We start from the raw sequence: 19,104 nt of genomic DNA on the forward strand, positions 1-19,104 counted from the left end.
GGGGTTAGGAGTACTATGCCGCCCCAGTTCCCGCTCCGATCACGACCGAAACTTGCCCCGCTAACGGGGCTACCAATTCTCCATTGATGAGCGGAAAATGCCCGCGAGGTCGTCGGCGGTCGGTGTCCGCGGGGACACGTTCAGCAGCCGCTGCTGCTTGAGCGTGCCCTCCACCAGCGCGTCGACGTCGTTCTCGGCGAACCCGACGGCCGCCACCCCGGACGGGATGCCGATGTCACGCATCAGCGCCACCAGGGCCCCGGGAAGTCGTTCGGCCGGCGGTCCCTCCGGCTCGGCGTCGCCCGACAGCAGCGACGCCGCCCGGACGTGACGCTCGGGGTCGGTGGGGAACGTGAAGCGGAACGCCGCCGGCGCGGTCAACGACACCGACTGTCCGTGCGGGACCATCGCCTCCTCGGCGTCGTAACCCGCGGGGCGGTAGTCGCGCACCATGCCGGCGATCGGGTACGCGCACGCGTGTGGGATGTGGACGCCGGCGTTGCCGAAGCCCATCCCGGCGAACGTGGCCGCCGCCATCATGTCCGACCGCGCGTCGAGGTCGGTTCCGACCAGCACCGCGCGCCGGAAGCTGCGTGCGATGAGCGCGAGTGCCTTCTCCGCCCACACGTCCGAGACCGGGTTCGACCCGTTGTACGCGACCCGCGTCTCCGCGGTGTGCCGCAGGAAGCTGGTGTAGGGCCGCGCGGTGTAGGACTCCAGCGCGTGGCAGACGATGTCCATTCCGGCCGCCGCGGTCACCGCGGCCGGGAGGGAGAGCGTGACGAGCGGGTCGACGACCGCGAGCACCGGGCGCAGCGACGGGTGACTGATGCCGCTCTTCACTTTCAGGCCGAGGATGTCCAGGACGCAGACCGGCGTGCTCTCCGAGCCGGTTCCCGCCGTGGTGGGCACCGCGACCAGCGGTTTGGTGGGCTTGCTCGGGGCCTGTCCGGCGCCCACCGGCTTGTTGACGTAGTCCAGAACGTCGCCGCCGGACGTGCTGAGCAGGTTGACGGCCTTCGCGGTGTCGATCACCGAACCGCCGCCGACCGCGACGTAACCGTCGAACCCGTCCTCGCCGGCGAGCTCGTTCGCGGCGGTCGCGGCGGCACGCAGACTGTCGTCGGTGGGTTCGCAGTGCACCTGGTCGTAGAGCGCGTGGTCGACCCCGCTCGCCTTCAGCGACTCCGCGACCCGGGCCGGGAGGCCGGTCGCGGCGATCCGCGGGTCGGTCAGTACCAGAACGCGGCGGACGCCGAGACGCGCGACGTCGTACCCGATCTCGTCGACCGCGCCCGGGCCGAACTTCAACGGTGGGGCGCCCCAGGTGAACACGGATTCCGTCATGAGGTCAGTCATCAACGACTCCCTTCGAGCAGACCGGCTGCTTGGAACAACGGTGCGCTCTTCTCGGCCACCGGCGCCAGCACATCCCGGAGAACCGGTGGAATCGCCGATGTCCGTCGTGTCGCTCGATCGACATAGACGTGCACGAATCGTCCGAGCGCGACGGCCTCCTCGTCACCCTCGCGGAAGATCGCCAACCGGTAGACGACGCTGGAGGTGCCGAGTTTGGCCACCCCGATGCCGACGTCGAGGCGGTCGGGGAAGCTGATCGACCGGAAGAAGCGGCAGGACGTCTCGACGACCAGGCCGAGCGCCGGTAGCTCCCGGATGTCGGCGTCGGTGGCGTCCATCAGCCAGCCGTTCACCGCGGTGTCGAAGTAGGCGTAGTACACGACGTTGTTCACGTGACCGTAGTGATCGTTGTCGTGCCATCGGGTCGGCACGTCCCGGAGCACCGGAAACGTGGACCGGCTCGGAAGATTCGGCATGGGGGTCATCGTGCCCCGGACCGGCGGTCGTTGGCTATGTCTACCAAGCCGATAGGAATTGTTTTTCTGACCAGGATCTGAAAGACTGTGGTCATGCGCGACGCCTGGAACCTCACCGGTCGTCTTCACATCGACCTCGGTCGCGCGTCCAGCGCCTGGTGTCAGGCCTGACCCGCGCGGCCCCAGTCGGTCCTCGGCGTCGTTGACCGCTGCTCCCGCACCGTTCGCACGTGTTCCCGTGTTCTTCGTGTCCAAATAGGAGCAGCCATGACCGTTCACCCCGTCGCTCGGCCCCGGATGACCCCGCAGCGACCGCGCTCGCGCCCTCCCGCACCGGCCGCCTCGACGTCGGGGGCGACGATCTCGGTCGAAGTCGCGGTCGCCGGGCCGGAAGCGCTCGAGACCGCGACAAAACTCGCCGGCCAGATCCGCGATCTGGTCGACTCGGCGAACGCCGACGCCGGCCGCGTCGCGATCTCCGCGTCGGTCGGGCTGGAACTCGGTGCCGGTAACCGGGCCGGTCGCCCCACGCTCACCCAGGTCGGTCGTCCGGGCTGGGCTCCGGCCGGTGCGGTGCCGCTACCGGCGTTCGTCGCGCCCACCCCGCTGCCGGTGGAGCCGGCCGTGAAGGTCGCGCCGGTCGTCGAGAAAACCCCGGCGGTCGCGGCGGCGCCGCTGCAGATCTTCCCGGCGCGGCGGGTGGCGCTGCTCGACGGGGTCCAGCTCCAGCTCACCCGGCGCGAGTTCGACCTGCTGGTGTTCCTGTGCGAGCACGCCGGGCGGGTCTTCGACCGGCCCCAGCTGCTCCGGTTGGTCTGGGGTCACCAGGTGATCTGCGGCGAGCGCACGGTCGACGTCCACATCCGTCGCCTGCGTGCGAAGCTCGAGCGCACCGGGCCGCACATCTCCACCGTGCGCGGCGTCGGCTACCGGCTGGACGCGGCCGAGCGCGTGGCCGTCGTCCACGAGCGGTCCTGACGAAACCGCGAGGCCCGGGCTCCGAGCCCGGGCCTCGCGGTGTTCAGCGGTAGTCGTCCTCGTCGATCGGTACCGACTGGGACTGCTCGATCGCGTCCGCGTCCGGCGCCTCGGGATCCTCGATCACCGGCGTCGGATCGGTGTCCTCGTCGGCGACGGGCCGGTTCTGCTCGGCGACGTCGCTCAGGTCCGCTTCGGTCATGGGTTGCTCCTGGGTTCAGCGACTGGCGGTGGCACGCGGGCGACGACGACCGAACCGCCCGGTGGTACCCACCTGGATGGGGCTGAACGCGATCGTCTCCATGTCGCTCGGCGCGGGCATCGGCTGCGGGGCCGAGTCGGTGCGTGGCGTCGTCCGCATGTGCACCGCCAGGCCCGCGACACCCGTGGTCGCGACGGTGAGCGTGGCGAGCACCGCGAACCCGGCCAGCGCGGTCAGGTCGGAGAACACTCCGCCGCCGGCGATCAGGTGCTGGTAGGCCCAGTAGCCCTCGAGCGCGGTCGCGGAAGTGCCGATCGCGGCCACCACCGACCAGTGCAGCGGCTCCCGGCGCGACCGCTCGGCGTCCAGCACGCGGATCGTGTTCAACGTCAGCGTGATGTCGGTGGGCGTGTTCTCGATCGGGGCCGGGGTACGGGAGGCGCGGCGACGGGAAAACAGCACCAGCGCGTTCGGGGCGCCGTCGTCGCGGGTAGCCAGCGCGTGCCGGGTGAGGTGGTGCACGGCGTAGGCCAGCGAGGCCCCGACCAGAGCGAGGAGCAACGGCGGAACGCCGCTCATCAGCGCGAGACCGGCCGCGGCCGCGGTCCAGAGCGCGCCGCCGGTGACGGCGAGGGCGGTCAGTGTGCGTTTCTGGCCGGCGGTCACGGTAGTGGCGACAGCGACGGCCAGAACAACCATGGTGACGAAGAGAACCATCGAGGCTCCTCCTTCCTGAGCGGGGGTGACATCCGAATGGGAGGGTTGGGCTCATCTTAGGGGGTCCTTCACAGGGGAGTGTCAGACCCATCGCTGAAACACAGACTAGGTCGCGGTCGCAACCGACCGTCGGCGGCGCGCGGGGCGCCCCCTAGCAACCAGGGCTTAGTCTGCTGGGACCACGGGGCGGAGAGAGGACCGGGAATGGCCAAGCGCGAGCGTCGGCTCGCCGTTCCCGCCTACGCCCGGGCGGCCTGGCAACGGGTCGCCGTCGGGCGGGCGGGCGGTCGGCACCGTGATACCGCCGATCCGGCGGCCGGGTCGCCGGCACCGCCGTCCGCGCCCGATCCCGAGACCGAACACGAGCGCCACCACCCGCGCCGGGCCGCGTCCGTGGACGACCTCGGTGACACCGCGTTCGGGCTGGAGGAGGCGGAACGGCATCGCCGCACCGCCGCGGACCGCCGCCGCAACGATCAGATGCCGCGCTGGCTGCCCCGCGCGTTCGTGCTGGCCGCGCTCACCGTCTCCGGCTTCTTCCTCACCTGGTGGCTGCTGGGCCGCCTGCGTAACCTGATCGGCCTGCTGCTGCTGGCGCAGTTCCTCGCGTTCGCGCTGGAACCGGCGGTGAACTGGCTGGCCCGTCGCGGCTGGCGCCGGGGCGCCGCCACCGGCGTGACGATGCTGATCGTCCTCGCGTCGCTGATCGGGTTCATGGTGGCGGTCGGCTCGCTGCTGGTGTCGCAGGTGACGACGCTCTCCGCACGCTTCCCGCAGTACCTGGACCTGGCCGTCGCGTGGGTCAACGACAAGTTCGACACGAAGATCTCGATCCAACAGATCCAGAACCAGGTCGTGGCCGACGACGGCCCGGTGCGTCGGTGGCTGGAGGGCGTCGCCAGCAACGCGGTCGACCTCAGCACCAGCGTGTTCGGCGTCATTTTCCAGGCGTTGACCGTGATCCTGTTCGGCTACTACCTCTGCGCGGACGCGCCCCGGGTGCGCCGTTCGCTGTGCTCGGTGCTGCCACCGGCCCGCCAGCGTGACGTGATGCGTGCCTGGGAGATCGCGGTCGACAAGACCGGCGGGTACCTCTACTCACGCATCGTGCTGGCGCTGGTGTCGTCACTGGCGCACTACATCGTGCTGTCGATCCTCGGCGTCCAGTACTCGGTCGCGCTGGCGCTCTGGGTGGGGTTGGTCTCCCAGCTGATCCCGACCGTCGGTACCTATCTGGCGGCGGCGCTCCCGCTGCTCGTCGCGCTGGTCGCCGATCCGTTCGACGCGCTGATCCTGCTGGTCTTCGTCGTCATTTACCAGCAGGTGGAGAACTACCTGCTGCAGCCGAAGATCACCGCGCGCACGCTCGACCTGCATCCGGCGGTGGCGTTCGGCGCGGTGCTGGCCGGTGCCGCGGTGCTCGGGCCGATCGGCGCGATCCTGGCGATCCCGTTCACCGCGATCAGCCAGACGTTCGTCGGGTCGTACATCCGGCGCTACGAGGTCGAGGAGCACCCGATCCACGACCCGAAAGCGATGGCGAGGATCCCGATCGAACCGGCGCCCCCGGTGCCACCGCGGCACGGCGACGACGCCCCGCACCACGAGGACGGCTCGCTCGCGTCGCCGGCGCCGCCCGAACCGTCGATCGGTGAGCCCGCGGTGGCGCCCGATCAGCCCGTGGTCGTGCCCGACGACAACGCGGGGCCGCGAGATATGCCATAAGTAGCCTAAAATGCCACAAGATGTGGCATTCCTAGGCCTTCGGGAGGGTCCCCGATGCCGGCTACTGCCCCGTACGTTTACCGGCGCACCGACGACGAAGGCCCGCGAGCGCGCCGACGACGTCTCCAGCGCCGACGCCGCCGCACCGCGGCACTGGCCAGCGGGGTCGCCGCCCTGCTGATCGGAAGCGTTCCGGTGGTCGGCTCGCTGCTCGAGCACGAGCCGGAAGGGCACGGGCACGGGGGCGGTACTGTCTCGAGTGAGCGGTCTTCACGGCCGCGTGCGTCGGGATCGGCCCAGGGGGAAGCGCTGTATCCGCAGGGGAGCCAGGGATCCGTCGGAGTACCGTTCGGCAGTTTGCGGAGGGCGCACTACCGCGGTGCCGTCATTCGCCCGTCCGGGCACCAGAGCGACCTGAACGACGCGGTCGTCGCGTACTACCGCCAGTGGCAGTCCGCGTTCGTGCGCCAGCGTCCCTGCGGGCAGGATTGGGCCGCGGTCGCCTCGCCCGACGCCGACCTGCCGTACGTCGGTGAGGCGCAGGGCTGGGGCCTGGTCGTCACCGCGCTGATGGCCGGCGCCGACCCGAACGCCCACCAGCAGTTCGACGCGATCCTGCGTTACGTGATGGCGCACCCGTCGTCGATCGATCCGGACCTGCACGCCGCCGAGCAGAACGAGCGCTGCGAGAGCGTCAACGGCGGTGATTCGGCCGCCGACGCCGACCTCGACATCGCCTACGGCCTGCTGCTCGCGCACGAGCAGTGGGGCGGCACCACCTACCTCGACCTGGCCCGGCGCCGGATCGAGGCGATCAAGCGCAGCATCGTCGACCCGAAGTCGCACCTGGTGCGGGCCGGCGACTGGGCCCGCGACGGCGACGACGACGTCAGCCGGATCTCCCGTTCGTCGGACTGGATGCTCGGGCATTTCCGGGCGTTCCGCGCGGTCACCGGGGATCCGTTCTGGGACGTCGTGCTCGACGCCCACCTGGGGCTGATCACCCGGTTGCAGGTCGAGTACTCGCCCGGCACCGGGCTGCTGCCCGACTTCGTCGAGCGGATCGACCGCACGCCGCGGCCGGCCCACGGCGAGGTGCTCGAGAGTGAGAACGACGGCAGCTTCTGGTGGAACGCGTGCCGGGTGCCGTGGCGGATCGGCACCGACGCCGTGCTCTCCGGCGATCCGCGGTCGGTGGCCGCGGCCGCACACCTCAACACGTTCGCGCGGACGACGACCCGCGACGACCCGACCCGGATCAAGGCCGGCTACTCACTCGACGGCCGGGTTCTCGCCGACTACACCGAACCGGCGTTCGTGGTGCCGTTCGCCGTGCCCGCGATGCTCGACCGCAACGGTCAGCACTGGATCGACGCCGAGTGGCGGTACCTGACGTCGACGCCGGTGCGCCCGGACGCGTACTACCCGGCCACCATCGGCCTGCAGGTAATGCTGGTGCTCACCGGCAACTGGTGGACGCCGGGGCTCTAAGCAGCCGGCTGGAACGTGTTGGCGAACGTCTGGAAGTAGCGGTAGCCCTCGTCCCATTCGTCGGCCGGTGCCTCGAAGTACATCCCGTACGCCTGCGTCGGTGACGTGACGAATCCCCGGTTCAGCACGTGGATGCGCTGACCGCCCCGGTTGAAGAGGAACTGCCAGTCCGCCGCGGTCGAGTAGTTCCGGTACTGGATCTCCTCGATGCTGATGCGCTGGTAATTGCTCAAGCGAGCGCGGCGCGCCGACTCCTGGTTCTCCCAGTCCTGCTTGGCGTTCGGCTTCGGCTGGTTGCTCTGCTGGATGAGGAGGAAGAAGCCGTTGTTGCCGTCGATGCGGTAGCCATCACCGCTGTTGGAGGCGCTCCAGCCGTTCGGGACACCGATCGTGAAGCCGCCCGGCCCGGTGACCTTGCGCCAGCCGGCCGGTATCGGGGAACTGCCGGTGCCGGTGCCGGTCGACGCGCTCGGGCTCGGGCTCGCCGGTGCCGACGCGGACGAGCTGGTGCTCGGCGCCGCGCTCGACGCACCCGACGAGGGGGACGGAGCGCCCGCGGACGACGCCGAGGGTGCCGGTGTGGCCGCGTCGTCGTCGTTGCGATCGTTCAGCGCGTACACGAGGCCCGCGACGACGGACACGACGATCAGCAGCCCCGCGATGACGCCGATCAGGCGCCCACGCCCGGACGAGCCGTAGGCGGTGGCCGGCGGTGTGTCGCTCTCCGGCGGGAACGCGGCCCGGCGCGGTGTCTTGGTGCCGGGCTCGGACGCGAACCCGACCGGAGCCGGCGACACCGACTCGGCCGCGACGGCGTCGGGCGCGGCGGGGGAGACCGGGGCCGGACTGACCGCTGCTTCCTCCGGAGGGGTCCGCTGGGCGGGCGTCGCCGGAGCCGCCGCGGCCTCGGCCGGTGCGCCGCTGGTGGGCGCAGTGGGCTCCGCGGCCGGGCCGGCCGCATCGGGGCCACCGACCGCGGGGCTGACCGGTTTCGCCGCCGGGCTCACGGGCGCGACCGCGCCGACCGCCGGTGCGGCCGGACTGACCGGCCTGGCCGGGCTCACCGGCTTGGCCGCGCCGACGCCCTTGGCCGGCTTCTCCGACACGGAGTCGGTCTTCGGCATCACGGCGGTGGCGTTCAGGTTGCGCCGCCGCGGACGCTCGGGCGCCGGCGGCAGTGCGGCCAGCGAGATCTGGCGCAGCGCCAGCCGCGCCTCCTCCACCGACGGACGCTTCGACGGTTCGCGCTGCAGCAGCGCGGTGAGCACCGGCGCGATCGGACCGGCCTTCACGAACGGGTCGGGATCCTCCATCGCGGCCGCGGTGAGGATCGGCACGATGCCGTCGCGGTCGTACGGGGGACGCCCCTCGACCGCGGTGTAGAGCGTGGCGCCGACGGCCCACAGGTCGCTGGCCGGCCCGGCGGGCAGGCCGCGCGCGCGTTCCGGGGCGATGTAGGACGGCGAGCCGAGGATCAGGCCCGACCGGGTCATCGCCGGGTCGCCCTGGACGCTGGCGATGCCGAAGTCGGCGAGCACGACCCGGCCGTTGTCGGAGACCAGCACGTTGCTGGGCTTCACGTCACGGTGGAAGATGCCGGACGCGTGCGCGACGCCGAGCGCGTTGAGCAGCTGGACGCCGATCTCGGCCACCCGCTCGGGCACCAGCGGACCCTCGTCACGGACGATCTGGTTCAAGCCGCGCGCTTTGACCAGTTCCATGACGATCCACGGCCGGCCCTCCACCTCGACGACGTCGAAGACCGTCACGACGTTGGGGTGGCTCAGTCGGGCCGCGGCGCGGGCCTCGCGCTTCGTGCGCTCCATGAGGTCGTCGCGCGTCTCGTCGTCGACACCCGGGGGGAGCAGCACTTCCTTGACCGCGACATCACGATCCAGCAGCTCGTCGTGGGCGCGCCACACCGTGCCCATACCGCCGCGACCAAGCTGGTCGACGAGGCGGTAGCGGCCCGCCAAGACCGTCTGCTGCGTGTCGGCCATCGCTCTGAGGTACCCCCGAGTCAGTCACCGAAACGATACCGATTCTCCACTGTGTCCGTTGAACGGGGGATGCCTCGGTCTGCGGTCAGGACAACCGCCCTGGTCAGGATGCGTTGTCGGGTCAAGGTGCGGCGTGATCGAGCACACACTTCGGGTCCTAGTTTGCCGGGTTTGGGCCAACGCCGAGTTTCCGGTCGCTGAATGTCTGGCAAGTGCAGGTTCCAAAACGGAAACACTCCTGGAGTACGTGCGTCCTCAGCGGTACGAATTTCCTGGTCCCGCACTGCGCGGGCCACCGCGAAGGAGGACCTGTGCGTATCCAACTCGCCGCGCTCACTACCGCGGCTGCGCTCGCGTTGGCGGTCTCCGCCTGCTCGCCGCCGGCCGAGGACAACTCGAGTGACGGTGGTGACACCGCGAAGGCGGCGACGGCCACCAGCGCCAAGGACCTCGGCAGCCTCGACGACCTGGTCGAGGCCGCGAAGAAGGAGGGCGAGCTCAACGTCATCGCGCTCCCGCCGGACTGGGCCAACTACGGCAACATCATCAAGGCCTTCGAGGGCAAGTACGACATCAAGGTCAACTCCGCCCAGCCGGACGCCTCCAGCGCGGACGAGATCACCGCGGCGAAGTCCCTCAAGGGCCAGGACCGCGCGCCGGACGTGTTCGACCTCGGCAGCGCCGTCGCGGTCGCGAACACCGACCTGTTCGCGCCGTACCAGACCGAGAAGTTCGCCGACGTGCCCGCCGACCTCAAGGACCCCAAGGGCACCTGGGTCAACGACTACGGCGGCTACATGAGCATCGGGTTCGACTCGAGCAAGGTGCCGGCGCCGACCAGCCTGGCCGACCTGCTCACGCCCGCCTACAAGGGCAAGGTCGCGCTGAACGGTGACCCGACGCAGGCCGGCGCGGCGTTCAGCGGTGTCGTGATGGCCTCGGTCGGCAACGGCGGCTCCGCCGACGACATCGCGCCCGGCGTCCAGTTCTTCAAGAAGCTCAAGGACGTCGGTAACTTCCTGCCGGTCGACCCGACCCCGGCGACGATCGAGTCCGGCCAGACGCCGGTCGTCATCGACTGGGACTACCTGAACGTCAGCCAGGGCGAGAAGCTCAAGGGCAAGGTCGAGTGGAAGACCGTCGTCCCGGCGAACGCGGTCGTGGGTGGCTACTACGTGCAGGCGATCAACAAGGACGCCCCGCACCCGGCCGCCGCGCGGCTCTGGCAGGAGTTCCTCTACTCCGACGAGGGCCAGAACCTCTGGCTCGCCGGTGGGGCCCGCCCGGTCCGCGCCGAGTCGATGGAGAAGGCCGGAACGATCGACAAGGACGCGTTCGCGAAGCTGCCCGCCGTGACCGGCACCCCGGTCTTCCCGACCGAGGCGCAGAACACGAAGGCCAAGGAGTACCTCGCCGCGAACTGGGCGAAGGCCGTTGCCTGAGTTGGTCGCACCGGTCCCGCTCTCCACATCGGAGGGCGGGACCGGTGCCCGCAGACGCCCGAAGTTGCTGGACCTGCTGGCCGTCATTCCGTTCGGCGCCTACGTCGTCATCTTCCTGATCATCCCGACGCTGGTCGTCGTGATCGGGGCGTTCGGCGCCAACCCCGAGGACGGCGGCGGCGCGACGCTGGAGAACATCAAGGCGCTCGGCAGCCGGCAGGTCGTCGACGCGTTCGTCTTCAGCATCTCGCTGTCGGCCGCGTCCGCGCTGATCGGGGCGGTCCTCGGTGCGTTGCTCGCGTACGCGGTGGCGACGGCGAAACCGGACGGGCTGCTGCGCCGGATCGTCACGTCGGCCTGCGCCGTGCTCGCGCAGTTCGGCGGCGTCACGCTGGCGTTCGCGTTCTACGCGACGATCGGCCTCACCGGCTTCGTCACGGTCTACCTGGCCGACCACTTCGACGTGAACATCTTCTCCGGTGGCGTCTGGCTGTTCGAGCTGCCGGGCCTGACGCTCGTCTACACGTACTTCCAGATCCCGCTGATGGTGATCGTGTTCCTGCCCGCCCTGGACGGCATCCGCCCGCAGTGGCGGGAGGCGGCCGAGAGCCTGGGTGGCTCGACCTGGCAGTACTGGCGCCTGGTCGGTGGCCCGCTGCTGGCACCGGCGTTCCTCGGTTCGACGCTGCTGTTGTTCGCCAACGCGTTCTCGGCCTACGCGACCGCGGCCGCGCTGGTGAGTCAGGGCAGCCCGATCGTGCCGCTGCAGATCCGCGGCGCGCTCACCAGCGAGGTGCTGCTGGGGCAGGAGAACGTCGGCAAGGCGCTGGCGCTCGGCATGGTCGTGGTCGTCGCGATCGTCATGTGGCTCTACGCGCTGCTGCAGAGGCGCACGTCGAGGTGGTTGGGATGAACCGCCGACGCAAGCAGAGCCTGTTCCGCTGGGTCGTGCTCGTCGTCCTCGGGGTGTTCTTCCTGCTTCCGCTGTACGCGATGCTCGAGTTCACGACCCGCGGCGCGGACGGCCGCACCGCGGAGGTCTGGAAGACGCTCGTCGACTGGGGCCAGATCCAGGAGGACTACCCCGACCTCTCGACCGGCATCATCTACTCGCTCGAGCAGGCCGCGCTCACCGCGGTGCTGATGCTGGTGCTGTTGGTGCCGACGATGGTCTGGGTGCGGCTGCGGCTGCCCTGGCTGCGTCGGCCGATGGAGTTCCTCTGTCTGCTCCCGCTGACGATCCCGGCGATCGTGCTGGTGGTGGGCCTGGCGCCGGTGTACGCCTGGGTGACGTACCTGATCAGCGGCTCGTCGCTCTGGCTGACGTTCGCGTACGTGATCCTGGTGCTGCCGTTCGCGTACCGGGCGTTGGACGCGGGCCTCGCGGCGATCGACGTGAAGACGCTGTCCGAGGCCGCCCGTAGCCTCGGCGCGGGCTGGGGCACCGTGCTCTGGCGGGTCGTGCTGCCGAACATCCGGTCGGCGGTCCTGTCGGCAGCGTTCCTGAGCGTCGCGCTCGTGCTCGGTGAGTTCACGATCGCCTCCCTGCTCAACCGCGAGAACCTGCAGGTCGCCATCAACCTGCTGGGCAAGAGCAGCGCCACGATCTCGGTCGCGGTCTCGCTGGTCTCACTCGTGCTCGCGTTCGTCCTGCTGTTCGCGCTCTCGTTCGTCGGTGGTCGGCGGCGTTCCAAGGAGGTTTCATGACTGGCGTCGAGGTCGCGCTGGCCGGGCTGCGGCGGACGTTCGGCACGGTGCACGCGCTGGACGGCCTCGACCTCACGCTCGCCCCCGGCGAACTGGTCGCGCTGCTCGGCCCGTCCGGCTGCGGCAAGACGACCGCGCTGCGTGTGCTGGCCGGTCTGGAGGACGCCGACGCCGGCACGGTGACCGTCGGCGGCAAGGACCTCACCCGGGTCTCGGCCAACAAGCGCAACATGGGCATGGTCTTCCAGGCCTACAGTCTGTTCCCGCACCTCACCGCGGTGGAGAACGTCGCGTTCGGGTTGCGGCTGCGCAAGATCAGCGGGGCCGAGCGCACGAAGCGGGCGAACGAGGCGCTGGAGCTCGTCGGCCTGACCGCGCAGTCCGGGCGGTACCCGCACGAGATGTCCGGTGGTCAGCAGCAGCGGGTCGCGCTGGCCCGTGCGCTGGCGATCCGGCCGGCCGTGCTCCTGCTCGACGAACCGCTCTCCGCGCTGGACGCCAAGGTGCGCGTGCAGCTCCGCGACGAGATCCGGCGCATCCAGCTGGAGGTGGGCACGACGACGCTGTTCGTGACCCACGACCAGGAGGAGGCACTCGCGGTCGCCGACCGGGTCGGCGTGATGCGCGCGGGCAACCTGGAGCAGATCGGCCCGCCGGAGGAGGTGTACTCCCGGCCGGCGACCGCGTTCGTCGCCGAGTTCGTCGGGTTGAGCAACCGCCTGCCCGGTGTGGTGGCGGCCGGCGGCACCGTCGAGGTCCTCGGCCAGCAACTGCCACTGGCGCAGTCCGACGCCACGACGCCGGGCGCCGAGGTCACCGCGTACGTCCGCCCGGAGGCGGTGGAGGTGGCGGTCGACTCCACCAGCGAGGCCACGGTGGCCTCGTCCGCGTTCCTGGGCTCCAGCAGCCGCGTGACGGTCACGATGCCCGGCGGTGAGCTGATCACCGCCCAGGTGCCCAGTTCCCAGGTCTCGCAGCTGGCGCCGGGCACCGCCGTGCGGGTCACGTTCGCCCGCACGCCGGTGGCCGTCAGCTGAGCGTCACTCCGGTCGGGGGGTGCTGAGCACCCCGTCCTCGACGGCCCGGTCACGGAGCTCCAGCTTCGTCCGGGCCGCTCGACCGGCCTGCTCGTACTTGTCGCGCACCCGGTCCAGGTAACTCTTCGCGGTGCCCTGCTTGACGTTGAGCCGCCGGGCGACGCTCGACATCGTCAGGCCCGACGCGTACAGCCGCAGCGCCTCCCGCTCCTGACCGGACAGTTCCGGCACCCCGTAGGACCGTGCGCGCTGGATCAACGCGGCGTGGCTCTGCGAGACGTACCGCTCGCCGCGTGCCGCCGCGGCCAGCGCCTGACGCATGTCACCGGCCTCGCGCGACTTGCGGACGTAGCTCAGCGCGCCCGCCCGCCCGGCCTCGTGCACGAACCCGGCGTCGTCGATCGTGCTGCACGTGACCACGGCGTAGCCCGCCTTGATCAGCGCCTGGACGTTCTCGGCGACGCGCCTGCCGTCACGCAGACGCAGGTCCATCAGCGCCACCGGTGCGGCGGCCCGCGGCGTCGGCTCCTCGGTGTACGGGCTGGGGCGCATCGACGGAACACTCGCCCGGCCGACGTTCAGCGGTCGGTCCACCCCGTTGTTGCGGTGGAACGAATAGTTCGGCGGGGGCGCCGACGGCAGCCCCGGGCCGGGTCTGGACGCACCGGACAACAGGTCGAGCACCGACTTCGCCGTGGCCACGACCTGCACCTCGAGACCGTCCGGGGCGCCTCCGGAGTTCGGGTTGCCCTGGCAGAGCCAGGCCTCGATGCCGTGCAGCAGGATCTCGTCGTCGTCGACCACTGCGACGCGGATCACGCCACGCTCCTCGTGTCCCATGTCACCTCCAGCCATGCGGTGTTGGTCATGTCCGGTTCGATGTCCACCCGAATCTGACGGTCGGGCACCAACTGATTACCGACGCCGACCGCCACGGACTGCAGCTGCGGCGCGGGCGTACGGGTCGGGAAGCAGAACGTGATCGCGATCTCCTCCGGCGTCCCGCGCACCGTGAGGGTCGCCTCGCCGGGCAGTGCTTCGGCGAGCATTCGATCGGTGAGTTGCGCGAACGTGCGCTGCCAGCCCGGTGAGACCACGTCGAGGCCTTCGCCGAGGTGCACGATCGGCACGATGTCGCGCTGACGGGCGCTGCGGGTGACCGCGGCGACGGCGTCGAGCGTCGCGATCGGGGTGGTGAGGTCGTCGTGGTCGACGAGCGCGCGCACCTCGGCGGCGGCGAGTTCGCAGCGACGCCGGACGACCGGCGAGTCGGGGTTCGCCGCCCCGTTGGAGAGCGCGCGCAACAGCGGGAACAGATCCCGGCTGAGTGCGGCGTCGCGCTGGATCCGATCGGCGGTCACCGCGTCGCGGGCCGCGCGTGCGGCGTCCAACCGGTGCTGTTCGGCGAGGGCCGCCGCCGCGACGGTCGCGTGCCGACGCAGTTCGAAGACGATCACCAGCGCACCGACCTGCGGGATGCCGGCCCCGAACACGACGCCGAGCGCGATCGCCACGGCGGTGCTCGACCCGTTCCACTCGATCGCCACCGCGGTCAGCGCGGTGAGCGCGATCGTCAGCCAGGCGAGGTCGAACCACAGCGGGCGGCGCAGTGCGAACACCGAGAGGATCCAGCCGAGGACGCCGATCGGCCAGTTCGCCGGGGTGAGCAGGCCCGCCGACGTGCAGTCGAGCAGCACCGCCAGCGCCGCGGTCACCGACAGGACGGTCATCCAGCCGGCGTGCCGGTCGATCCAGTCCGACGGGTGGCCGCGCTTGCCCTGCAACGTGACCAGGTAGACCTGCACGAGCGTGACGACGAACAGGACGAACCAGCCGCCGAGCGCCACCCAGCCCGAGCGGTAGTCGGCCCAGTTGGTGATCAGCAGGCCGAGGCTCAAGGCCTGCCAGAAATGGCCGATCCAGGCGAGCGCCAGCAGCCCGTAACGGGTGTAACGATCGGCGAGGATGCGTTCCTCGTCGACCTGATTCGCCCCGGCGGGCGCCGCCTCGGAGGGCTCCTCGATCGCCGGCGTCGGCACGATGCCGACGTGGGCGGCCTCCTCGGCCGACCAGCGCAGGGTCACGACCGTGCCGCGGCCGATCGCCGACTGCACGCTCGCGGCTCCGCCGACCGCCGACATCCGCCCGGTGAGCGACTTCTTGAGCCCGAGGCCACCGCTGCGGGCGGTGGCCGGGTCGAAGCCGCGGCCGCGGTCGTGGATCGTCAGCTCCAGCCAGTTCTCGCCGCCGCGGGCCGCGATGCCGACCTCGGTCGTGCCCGCGTGCTTCTCGACGTTCGACAGGGCCTCCCGGCTCGCGGCGGCGAAGGCGGTGGTCACTTCGGCCGGCAGCGGGTCGGTGGGGGCGCCCTCGGCGACGTACACCCGCAGCCCCCGGTGCGCGGCCTGCCGGTGGACGACGTCGATGACCTGGCGGCCGGTGCGGACGGGTTCGTCCGCGCGTGGAGCGTGGGCGAGCGACTCCATGTCGTCGGTGCAGCGGGCGCGGACGACGTCGGCCCGGCCTTCCAGCCCACCCCGGGCGACCGCGGTGAGCGTCGTCAACACGGTGTCGTGCAGCAGGAGGCGGCGGACGCTGCGGTCGTGGAGCCGGGCGCGCTCGACCTGGTCGGTGCGGCGGGCGGCGTTGCGCATCCGGATCGTGCCGCCCGCGTTCAACGCGCCCAGCCGGACCAGGCGGACCAGCACCAGGCCGATCGCGGCCAGCGCCAGCAGCACGCCGGCCGCCTGCGCGGTGTCGGCGATCGGCCGGGCCAGCCCGAACGGTTCGGTGCTCTCGATCTCGGCGCCGGCCAGCTGGGAACCGAGCAGGTAGGCGCCGATCTCGGCCACCGCCACCACCCAGACCAGCGAGGCACGCAGCCGCCAGGACGCCAGCAGCACCGAGACACCGGCCCACCCGATCACCCAGCTCCCGGCGGCACCGGCGAACTCGGTCGGGACGAGCCGGACCGTCGCGATCAACAGCCCCGCCGACACCACGGCGTCGCCGAGCACCAGCCAGGCCGGGAGCCGGCCCGTCCAGCAGATCGCGGCCACACTCGCACCCCAGGCGAGCGCTCCGACGAGAAGCACGTGCTGCCAGACCGAAGGAGCCGCGACCGGGCCGCCGCCGTAGGCGACCGCCGGCAGGACGACGCACCAGGCGGCGCGCAGGACGGCGCCCGAGCGTGCGGCGATCGGGCCGAGGCCGACGCGCCCGGACAGCAGTGGGGTGGCGTCCGTCGCCGTGGGCTCGGCGGAATCGGACGCGCGCGCGTCCGGGAAGTCGGGCGGCACGTGCTCCGGTCTACCGCGTAAAGCGGAGACCAATGTCAGCGGCATCGCGAGGGCCCTTCGCTGTCGTCGGTCGCCGAATTCGCCGGGTATCCAGGCATAACACGCGACCGTGAACGGCGAAAACCTCCCATGTATCAGCTAGTCCCCGCTCAGCACGGGGCTACGCGGATTCGCGCGGGAGGTTTGGGCGGACGCGGTATCGGTCACTTCCGGGGCGGGTTCGGTCGGTTCCACTGGGGTGCGGGTCGGACACTGTGGATTCCCCGGAACCGGATTCCGCAATGACGTGGGGCGAGTATGCCCCCAAATCGACTGCAGCGGGGGGCACCCGCTGTGTGCAGGTGATTCGCCTCCGGGCCGAGGTGCCGCGGCTTAAGACATCCCCAAGGCGCGCCTAAACCGACGGTCCGGATCTGCCGTACTCCGCGTGCGCGCGGCACGATGACATCCGTTTAGATGTGCGTCGGCCGGTGTGGGATCGACGCGGAGCGGTGGAGGCAGAAGCTTGGTCAGCACGGCGTCGACCGACGAAGGCGTGCGGGCGTGACCGGCCCACGCTGGGAAGACGAGCCGATCGACGCCTGGGACCCGGCCGACACCGACTTTTTCGGTACGCCCCGGTCGAACGGCGGCAACACCGGCGAGTTCCGGGTCGTCGACGACGCGGATTCCGGGCGGGGCAAGCACCGGGGATCCCGTCGACGTGGGGTCGGTTCCAGCGCGGTGGCCGGGGTCGCGGGCGCGGTGGCGGCCCGCTCGGCGGTGGACCGGCAGGCCGATCAGGCCATGGACCGCCCGACCGTCGATCGGCCGGCTGCGGCTACCGAGGCGCGGGGATTCCGGCCGGCTGCGGCTACCGAGGCGCGGGGATTCCGGCCGGCTGCGGACGAGGTGCGCGGCCTGGATGCGGCGGCGGACGAGCCGCGGTCGGACGGGTGGCGGACGGCGCGGGGTGACGGGTTCGCGCCGGTCGTCTCGTCGTTCGAGACGACGGATTTCCGCGCCGGTGTGACCGCCCCGCCGCGGCCCGCGCCCAAGGCAGAGGGTCCGCTTGCGGGCTTACGCCGGGCCCTGCGGCGACGCTGGTTCGCTCCGAGCGTGACCGGCGGTGTCGTGCTCTGCTCGGTCGCGTTCGTCACCGGCGTGACCCAGTTCGCCGGAGCCGCCTGCGCCGCGGTGCCGCCCGCCGGGGTGGAGCGCAGCGGCGAGGCCACGTTCTTCGACGGCGGCGTCGGCAACTGCTCGTACCCCTCGCTCCCGGCCGACGACCTGTACGTCGCGCTCGGCCCGGCCGAGTACTCCAACGCGGGTGCGTGCGGCGGCTACCTCGACGTGACCGGGCCCTCGGGCAGCGTCCGGGTGAAGGTCGTCGACCAGTGCCCGGAGTGCGCGGAAGGCCACATCGACCTGAGCCGGGAGGCGTTCGAGCAGATCGCCGACCCCGAGGCCGGTGTGGTTCCGATCACGTATTCGGCGGTCGCCAACCCCGCGGTCGGCAAGCTCAGCGTCCGGGTGAAAGAGGGTTCGTCGCAGTTCTTCCTGTCGATCCTGATCGACAACCACGGGAACCCGCTGACGAACGTCGAGGTCGACGGCACGGAGCTCGACCGGACCACCGACAACCACTGGGTCGCGGAGAGCGGCCTCGGCGACGGCCCGTTCTCGGTGAAGGTCACCGACAACGCGGGCCGCACGGCGACGATCCCGAACGTCACGCTCAGCCCGGGTAGCGTGCAACAGTCGACGGTCGCGCTCGGCGGTGGCAACGCCGTGAGCGCTCCGACGACGAAACCGGCCGCTCCGACGTCGAAGCCGGCGTCGTCCGAGCCGGCGGCCGACGCTCCACCGGCGGCAGCTCCACGCGACACCTCGTCCGCCGAGGACTCGTCCAGCAGCACCGAACAGAACGACACCGAAACAGCAGTGAGCCCGGACGCCTACGCGTCCGAGGACATCGCAGCGAACCCAGCGCCGTCGTCGTCGGTCGCCGAACCACGTGCGACCGGATCGACGGCCGGATCAACGGGGCGGAACTCATGTGGCTAGGCCCAGGGGGGCGACGGCGGTTGGTGCCACGGCGGGGGCGTCGACGCCCACCGTTGGCCCGACGGGGTCCGATCGGTCCGAAACTCAGTCGTCCGCCGGCGGGACAGCCACGCTCGTCGCGCTGAACGGCTGACTCCGGCCGTGACGCGGCCGACAATGAATCCATGGCTGACGCCAGGGTCACCGTCGACCTGATCGTCCGCGATCTTCTCCACGAGGATCTCGCGGGCTGCGCGTGGACCGGGTCACCGACCCGGCTGCGCTTCATCGCCGCCGCGCTCGGTCGGCGGTCCGCCGGGGTGGTCGACTACCTGGCCGTGTGTGGTCCCAGCGACCTACCGCTGGGCATCGGCGGGGTCGACTACGGGCGCAGCCCCGGGGCCGGCTGGCTGTGGCAGGTGGTGGTGCACCCGGCGTTCCGCTCCTGCGGTATCGGCACGCTGCTCGTGCGATCGGCGGAGGAGCGTATCCGTCGGCGTGGGCTCGGGTACGCCGAGCTCGGTGTGGAGCCCGACAACACGGGTGCGCAGCGGTTGTACGCGCGGCTGGGCTATCAGGTCGTGGTGGAGGCCGGGCGCCGCGGTCACGGCGTGGTGATGCGGCGGCGGCTCGCCTGATCGATCTC

General features: G+C 71.2%; 16 protein-coding genes. 9 read left to right on the forward strand and 7 right to left on the reverse strand.

What is annotated here, in order from left to right:
* Nucleotides 1-69 precede the first annotated feature (69 nt).
* Complete coding sequence (locus ABD437_RS33700) at nt 70-1,359, reverse strand: hydroxyacid-oxoacid transhydrogenase (protein ID WP_344653012.1); 1,290 nt, start codon at nt 1,357-1,359, stop codon at nt 70-72.
* Nucleotides 1,359-1,844 (reverse strand): acyl-CoA thioesterase, encoded by a 486-nt coding sequence (locus ABD437_RS33705; RefSeq protein ID WP_344653013.1) that lies wholly within the window; start codon nt 1,842-1,844, stop codon nt 1,359-1,361. Before ABD437_RS33705 ends, ABD437_RS33700 begins: the two co-directional genes overlap by 1 nt.
* Before the next feature lie 258 nt (nt 1,845-2,102).
* Between ABD437_RS33705 and ABD437_RS33710 the strand changes: the two genes are divergently transcribed.
* Nucleotides 2,103-2,813 (forward strand): winged helix-turn-helix domain-containing protein, encoded by a 711-nt coding sequence (locus ABD437_RS33710; protein WP_344653014.1) that lies wholly within the window; start codon nt 2,103-2,105, stop codon nt 2,811-2,813.
* Between the two features lie 43 nt (nt 2,814-2,856).
* Here the strand turns inward: ABD437_RS33710 and ABD437_RS33715 are convergent, their stop codons facing one another.
* Together ABD437_RS33715 and ABD437_RS33720 are read right to left on the reverse strand one after the other, a co-directional pair.
* Nucleotides 2,857-3,015, reverse strand: coding sequence for a hypothetical protein (locus tag ABD437_RS33715; RefSeq protein ID WP_344653015.1), 159 nt, complete (start codon nt 3,013-3,015; stop codon nt 2,857-2,859).
* 15 nt (nt 3,016-3,030) lie between these two features.
* Nucleotides 3,031-3,732: a hypothetical protein gene (locus ABD437_RS33720; RefSeq protein WP_344653016.1), complete on the reverse strand. Its 702-nt coding sequence runs from the start codon at nt 3,730-3,732 to the stop codon at nt 3,031-3,033.
* Between the two features lie 204 nt (nt 3,733-3,936).
* Between ABD437_RS33720 and ABD437_RS33725 the strand changes: the two genes are divergently transcribed.
* Nucleotides 3,937-5,457: an AI-2E family transporter gene (locus tag ABD437_RS33725; protein ID WP_344653017.1), complete on the forward strand. Its 1,521-nt coding sequence runs from the start codon at nt 3,937-3,939 to the stop codon at nt 5,455-5,457.
* 357 nt (nt 5,458-5,814) lie between these two features.
* Entirely contained in the window at nt 5,815-6,948 is a 1,134-nt protein-coding gene (locus ABD437_RS33730) for a family 8 glycosyl hydrolase (protein ID WP_344653018.1), read from the forward strand.
* Here the strand turns inward: ABD437_RS33730 and ABD437_RS33735 are convergent.
* Entirely contained in the window at nt 6,945-8,948 is a 2,004-nt protein-coding gene (locus tag ABD437_RS33735) for a protein kinase domain-containing protein (protein WP_344653019.1), read from the reverse strand. The two genes, ABD437_RS33730 and ABD437_RS33735, sit on opposite strands and share 4 nt — an antisense overlap.
* A gap of 311 nt (nt 8,949-9,259) precedes the next feature.
* Between ABD437_RS33735 and ABD437_RS33740 the strand changes: the two genes are divergently transcribed.
* The 4 genes from ABD437_RS33740 (at nt 9,260) to ABD437_RS33755 (ending at nt 13,134) form a co-directional block, all read left to right on the forward strand.
* Nucleotides 9,260-10,390: an ABC transporter substrate-binding protein gene (locus ABD437_RS33740; protein ID WP_344653020.1), complete on the forward strand. Its 1,131-nt coding sequence runs from the start codon at nt 9,260-9,262 to the stop codon at nt 10,388-10,390.
* 64 nt (nt 10,391-10,454) lie between these two features.
* Nucleotides 10,455-11,303, forward strand: coding sequence for an ABC transporter permease (locus tag ABD437_RS33745; RefSeq protein WP_344653021.1), 849 nt, complete (start codon nt 10,455-10,457; stop codon nt 11,301-11,303).
* On the forward strand, nt 11,300-12,097 hold the full coding sequence (locus tag ABD437_RS33750) for an ABC transporter permease (protein WP_344653022.1): 798 nt from the start codon (nt 11,300-11,302) through the stop codon (nt 12,095-12,097). Before ABD437_RS33745 ends, ABD437_RS33750 begins: the two co-directional genes overlap by 4 nt.
* A complete protein-coding gene (locus tag ABD437_RS33755; protein ID WP_344653023.1) occupies nt 12,094-13,134 on the forward strand; it encodes an ABC transporter ATP-binding protein in 1,041 nt (346 codons plus the stop codon). The genes ABD437_RS33750 and ABD437_RS33755 overlap by 4 nt, the downstream gene beginning before the upstream one ends.
* Nucleotides 13,135-13,137: 3 nt before the next feature.
* On the opposite strand, the gene ABD437_RS33760 is transcribed toward ABD437_RS33755, so the two are convergent.
* Together ABD437_RS33760 and ABD437_RS33765 are read right to left on the reverse strand one after the other, a co-directional pair.
* The gene (locus tag ABD437_RS33760; RefSeq protein WP_344653024.1) at nt 13,138-13,953 is read right to left on the reverse strand and encodes a LuxR C-terminal-related transcriptional regulator; all 816 of its coding nucleotides are present in this window, start codon (nt 13,951-13,953) and stop codon (nt 13,138-13,140) included.
* On the reverse strand, nt 13,950-16,433 hold the full coding sequence (locus ABD437_RS33765) for a sensor histidine kinase (protein ID WP_344653025.1): 2,484 nt from the start codon (nt 16,431-16,433) through the stop codon (nt 13,950-13,952). Before ABD437_RS33765 ends, ABD437_RS33760 begins: the two co-directional genes overlap by 4 nt.
* A 543-nt stretch (nt 16,434-16,976) precedes the next feature.
* Between ABD437_RS33765 and ABD437_RS33770 the strand changes: the two genes are divergently transcribed.
* Nucleotides 16,977-18,479, forward strand: coding sequence for an expansin EXLX1 family cellulose-binding protein (locus tag ABD437_RS33770; protein WP_344653026.1), 1,503 nt, complete (start codon nt 16,977-16,979; stop codon nt 18,477-18,479).
* 164 nt (nt 18,480-18,643) lie between these two features.
* A complete protein-coding gene (locus ABD437_RS33775) occupies nt 18,644-19,096 on the forward strand; it encodes a GNAT family N-acetyltransferase (RefSeq protein WP_344653027.1) in 453 nt (150 codons plus the stop codon).
* Nucleotides 19,097-19,104: the final 8 nt, after the last annotated feature.

This window comes from Cryptosporangium japonicum, assembly GCF_039524755.1.
GTDB lineage: Bacteria > Actinomycetota > Actinomycetes > Mycobacteriales > Cryptosporangiaceae > Cryptosporangium > Cryptosporangium japonicum.

Excerpts from the sequence above, each read along its gene's own strand:
- ABD437_RS33700 (WP_344653012.1), bottom strand. The coding sequence starts at position 1,359 with ATGACTGACCTCATGACGGAATCCGTGTTCACCTGGGGCGCCCCACCG.
- ABD437_RS33705 (WP_344653013.1), bottom strand. The coding sequence starts at position 1,844 with ATGACCCCCATGCCGAATCTTCCGAGCCGGTCCACGTTTCCGGTGCTC.
- ABD437_RS33710 (WP_344653014.1), top strand. The coding sequence starts at position 2,103 with ATGACCGTTCACCCCGTCGCTCGGCCCCGGATGACCCCGCAGCGACCG.
- ABD437_RS33715 (WP_344653015.1), bottom strand. The coding sequence starts at position 3,015 with ATGACCGAAGCGGACCTGAGCGACGTCGCCGAGCAGAACCGGCCCGTC.
- ABD437_RS33720 (WP_344653016.1), bottom strand. The coding sequence starts at position 3,732 with ATGGTTCTCTTCGTCACCATGGTTGTTCTGGCCGTCGCTGTCGCCACT.
- ABD437_RS33725 (WP_344653017.1), top strand. The coding sequence starts at position 3,937 with ATGGCCAAGCGCGAGCGTCGGCTCGCCGTTCCCGCCTACGCCCGGGCG.
- ABD437_RS33735 (WP_344653019.1), bottom strand. The coding sequence starts at position 8,948 with ATGGCCGACACGCAGCAGACGGTCTTGGCGGGCCGCTACCGCCTCGTC.
- ABD437_RS33750 (WP_344653022.1), top strand. The coding sequence starts at position 11,300 with ATGAACCGCCGACGCAAGCAGAGCCTGTTCCGCTGGGTCGTGCTCGTC.
- ABD437_RS33755 (WP_344653023.1), top strand. The coding sequence starts at position 12,094 with ATGACTGGCGTCGAGGTCGCGCTGGCCGGGCTGCGGCGGACGTTCGGC.
- ABD437_RS33775 (WP_344653027.1), top strand. The coding sequence starts at position 18,644 with ATGGCTGACGCCAGGGTCACCGTCGACCTGATCGTCCGCGATCTTCTC.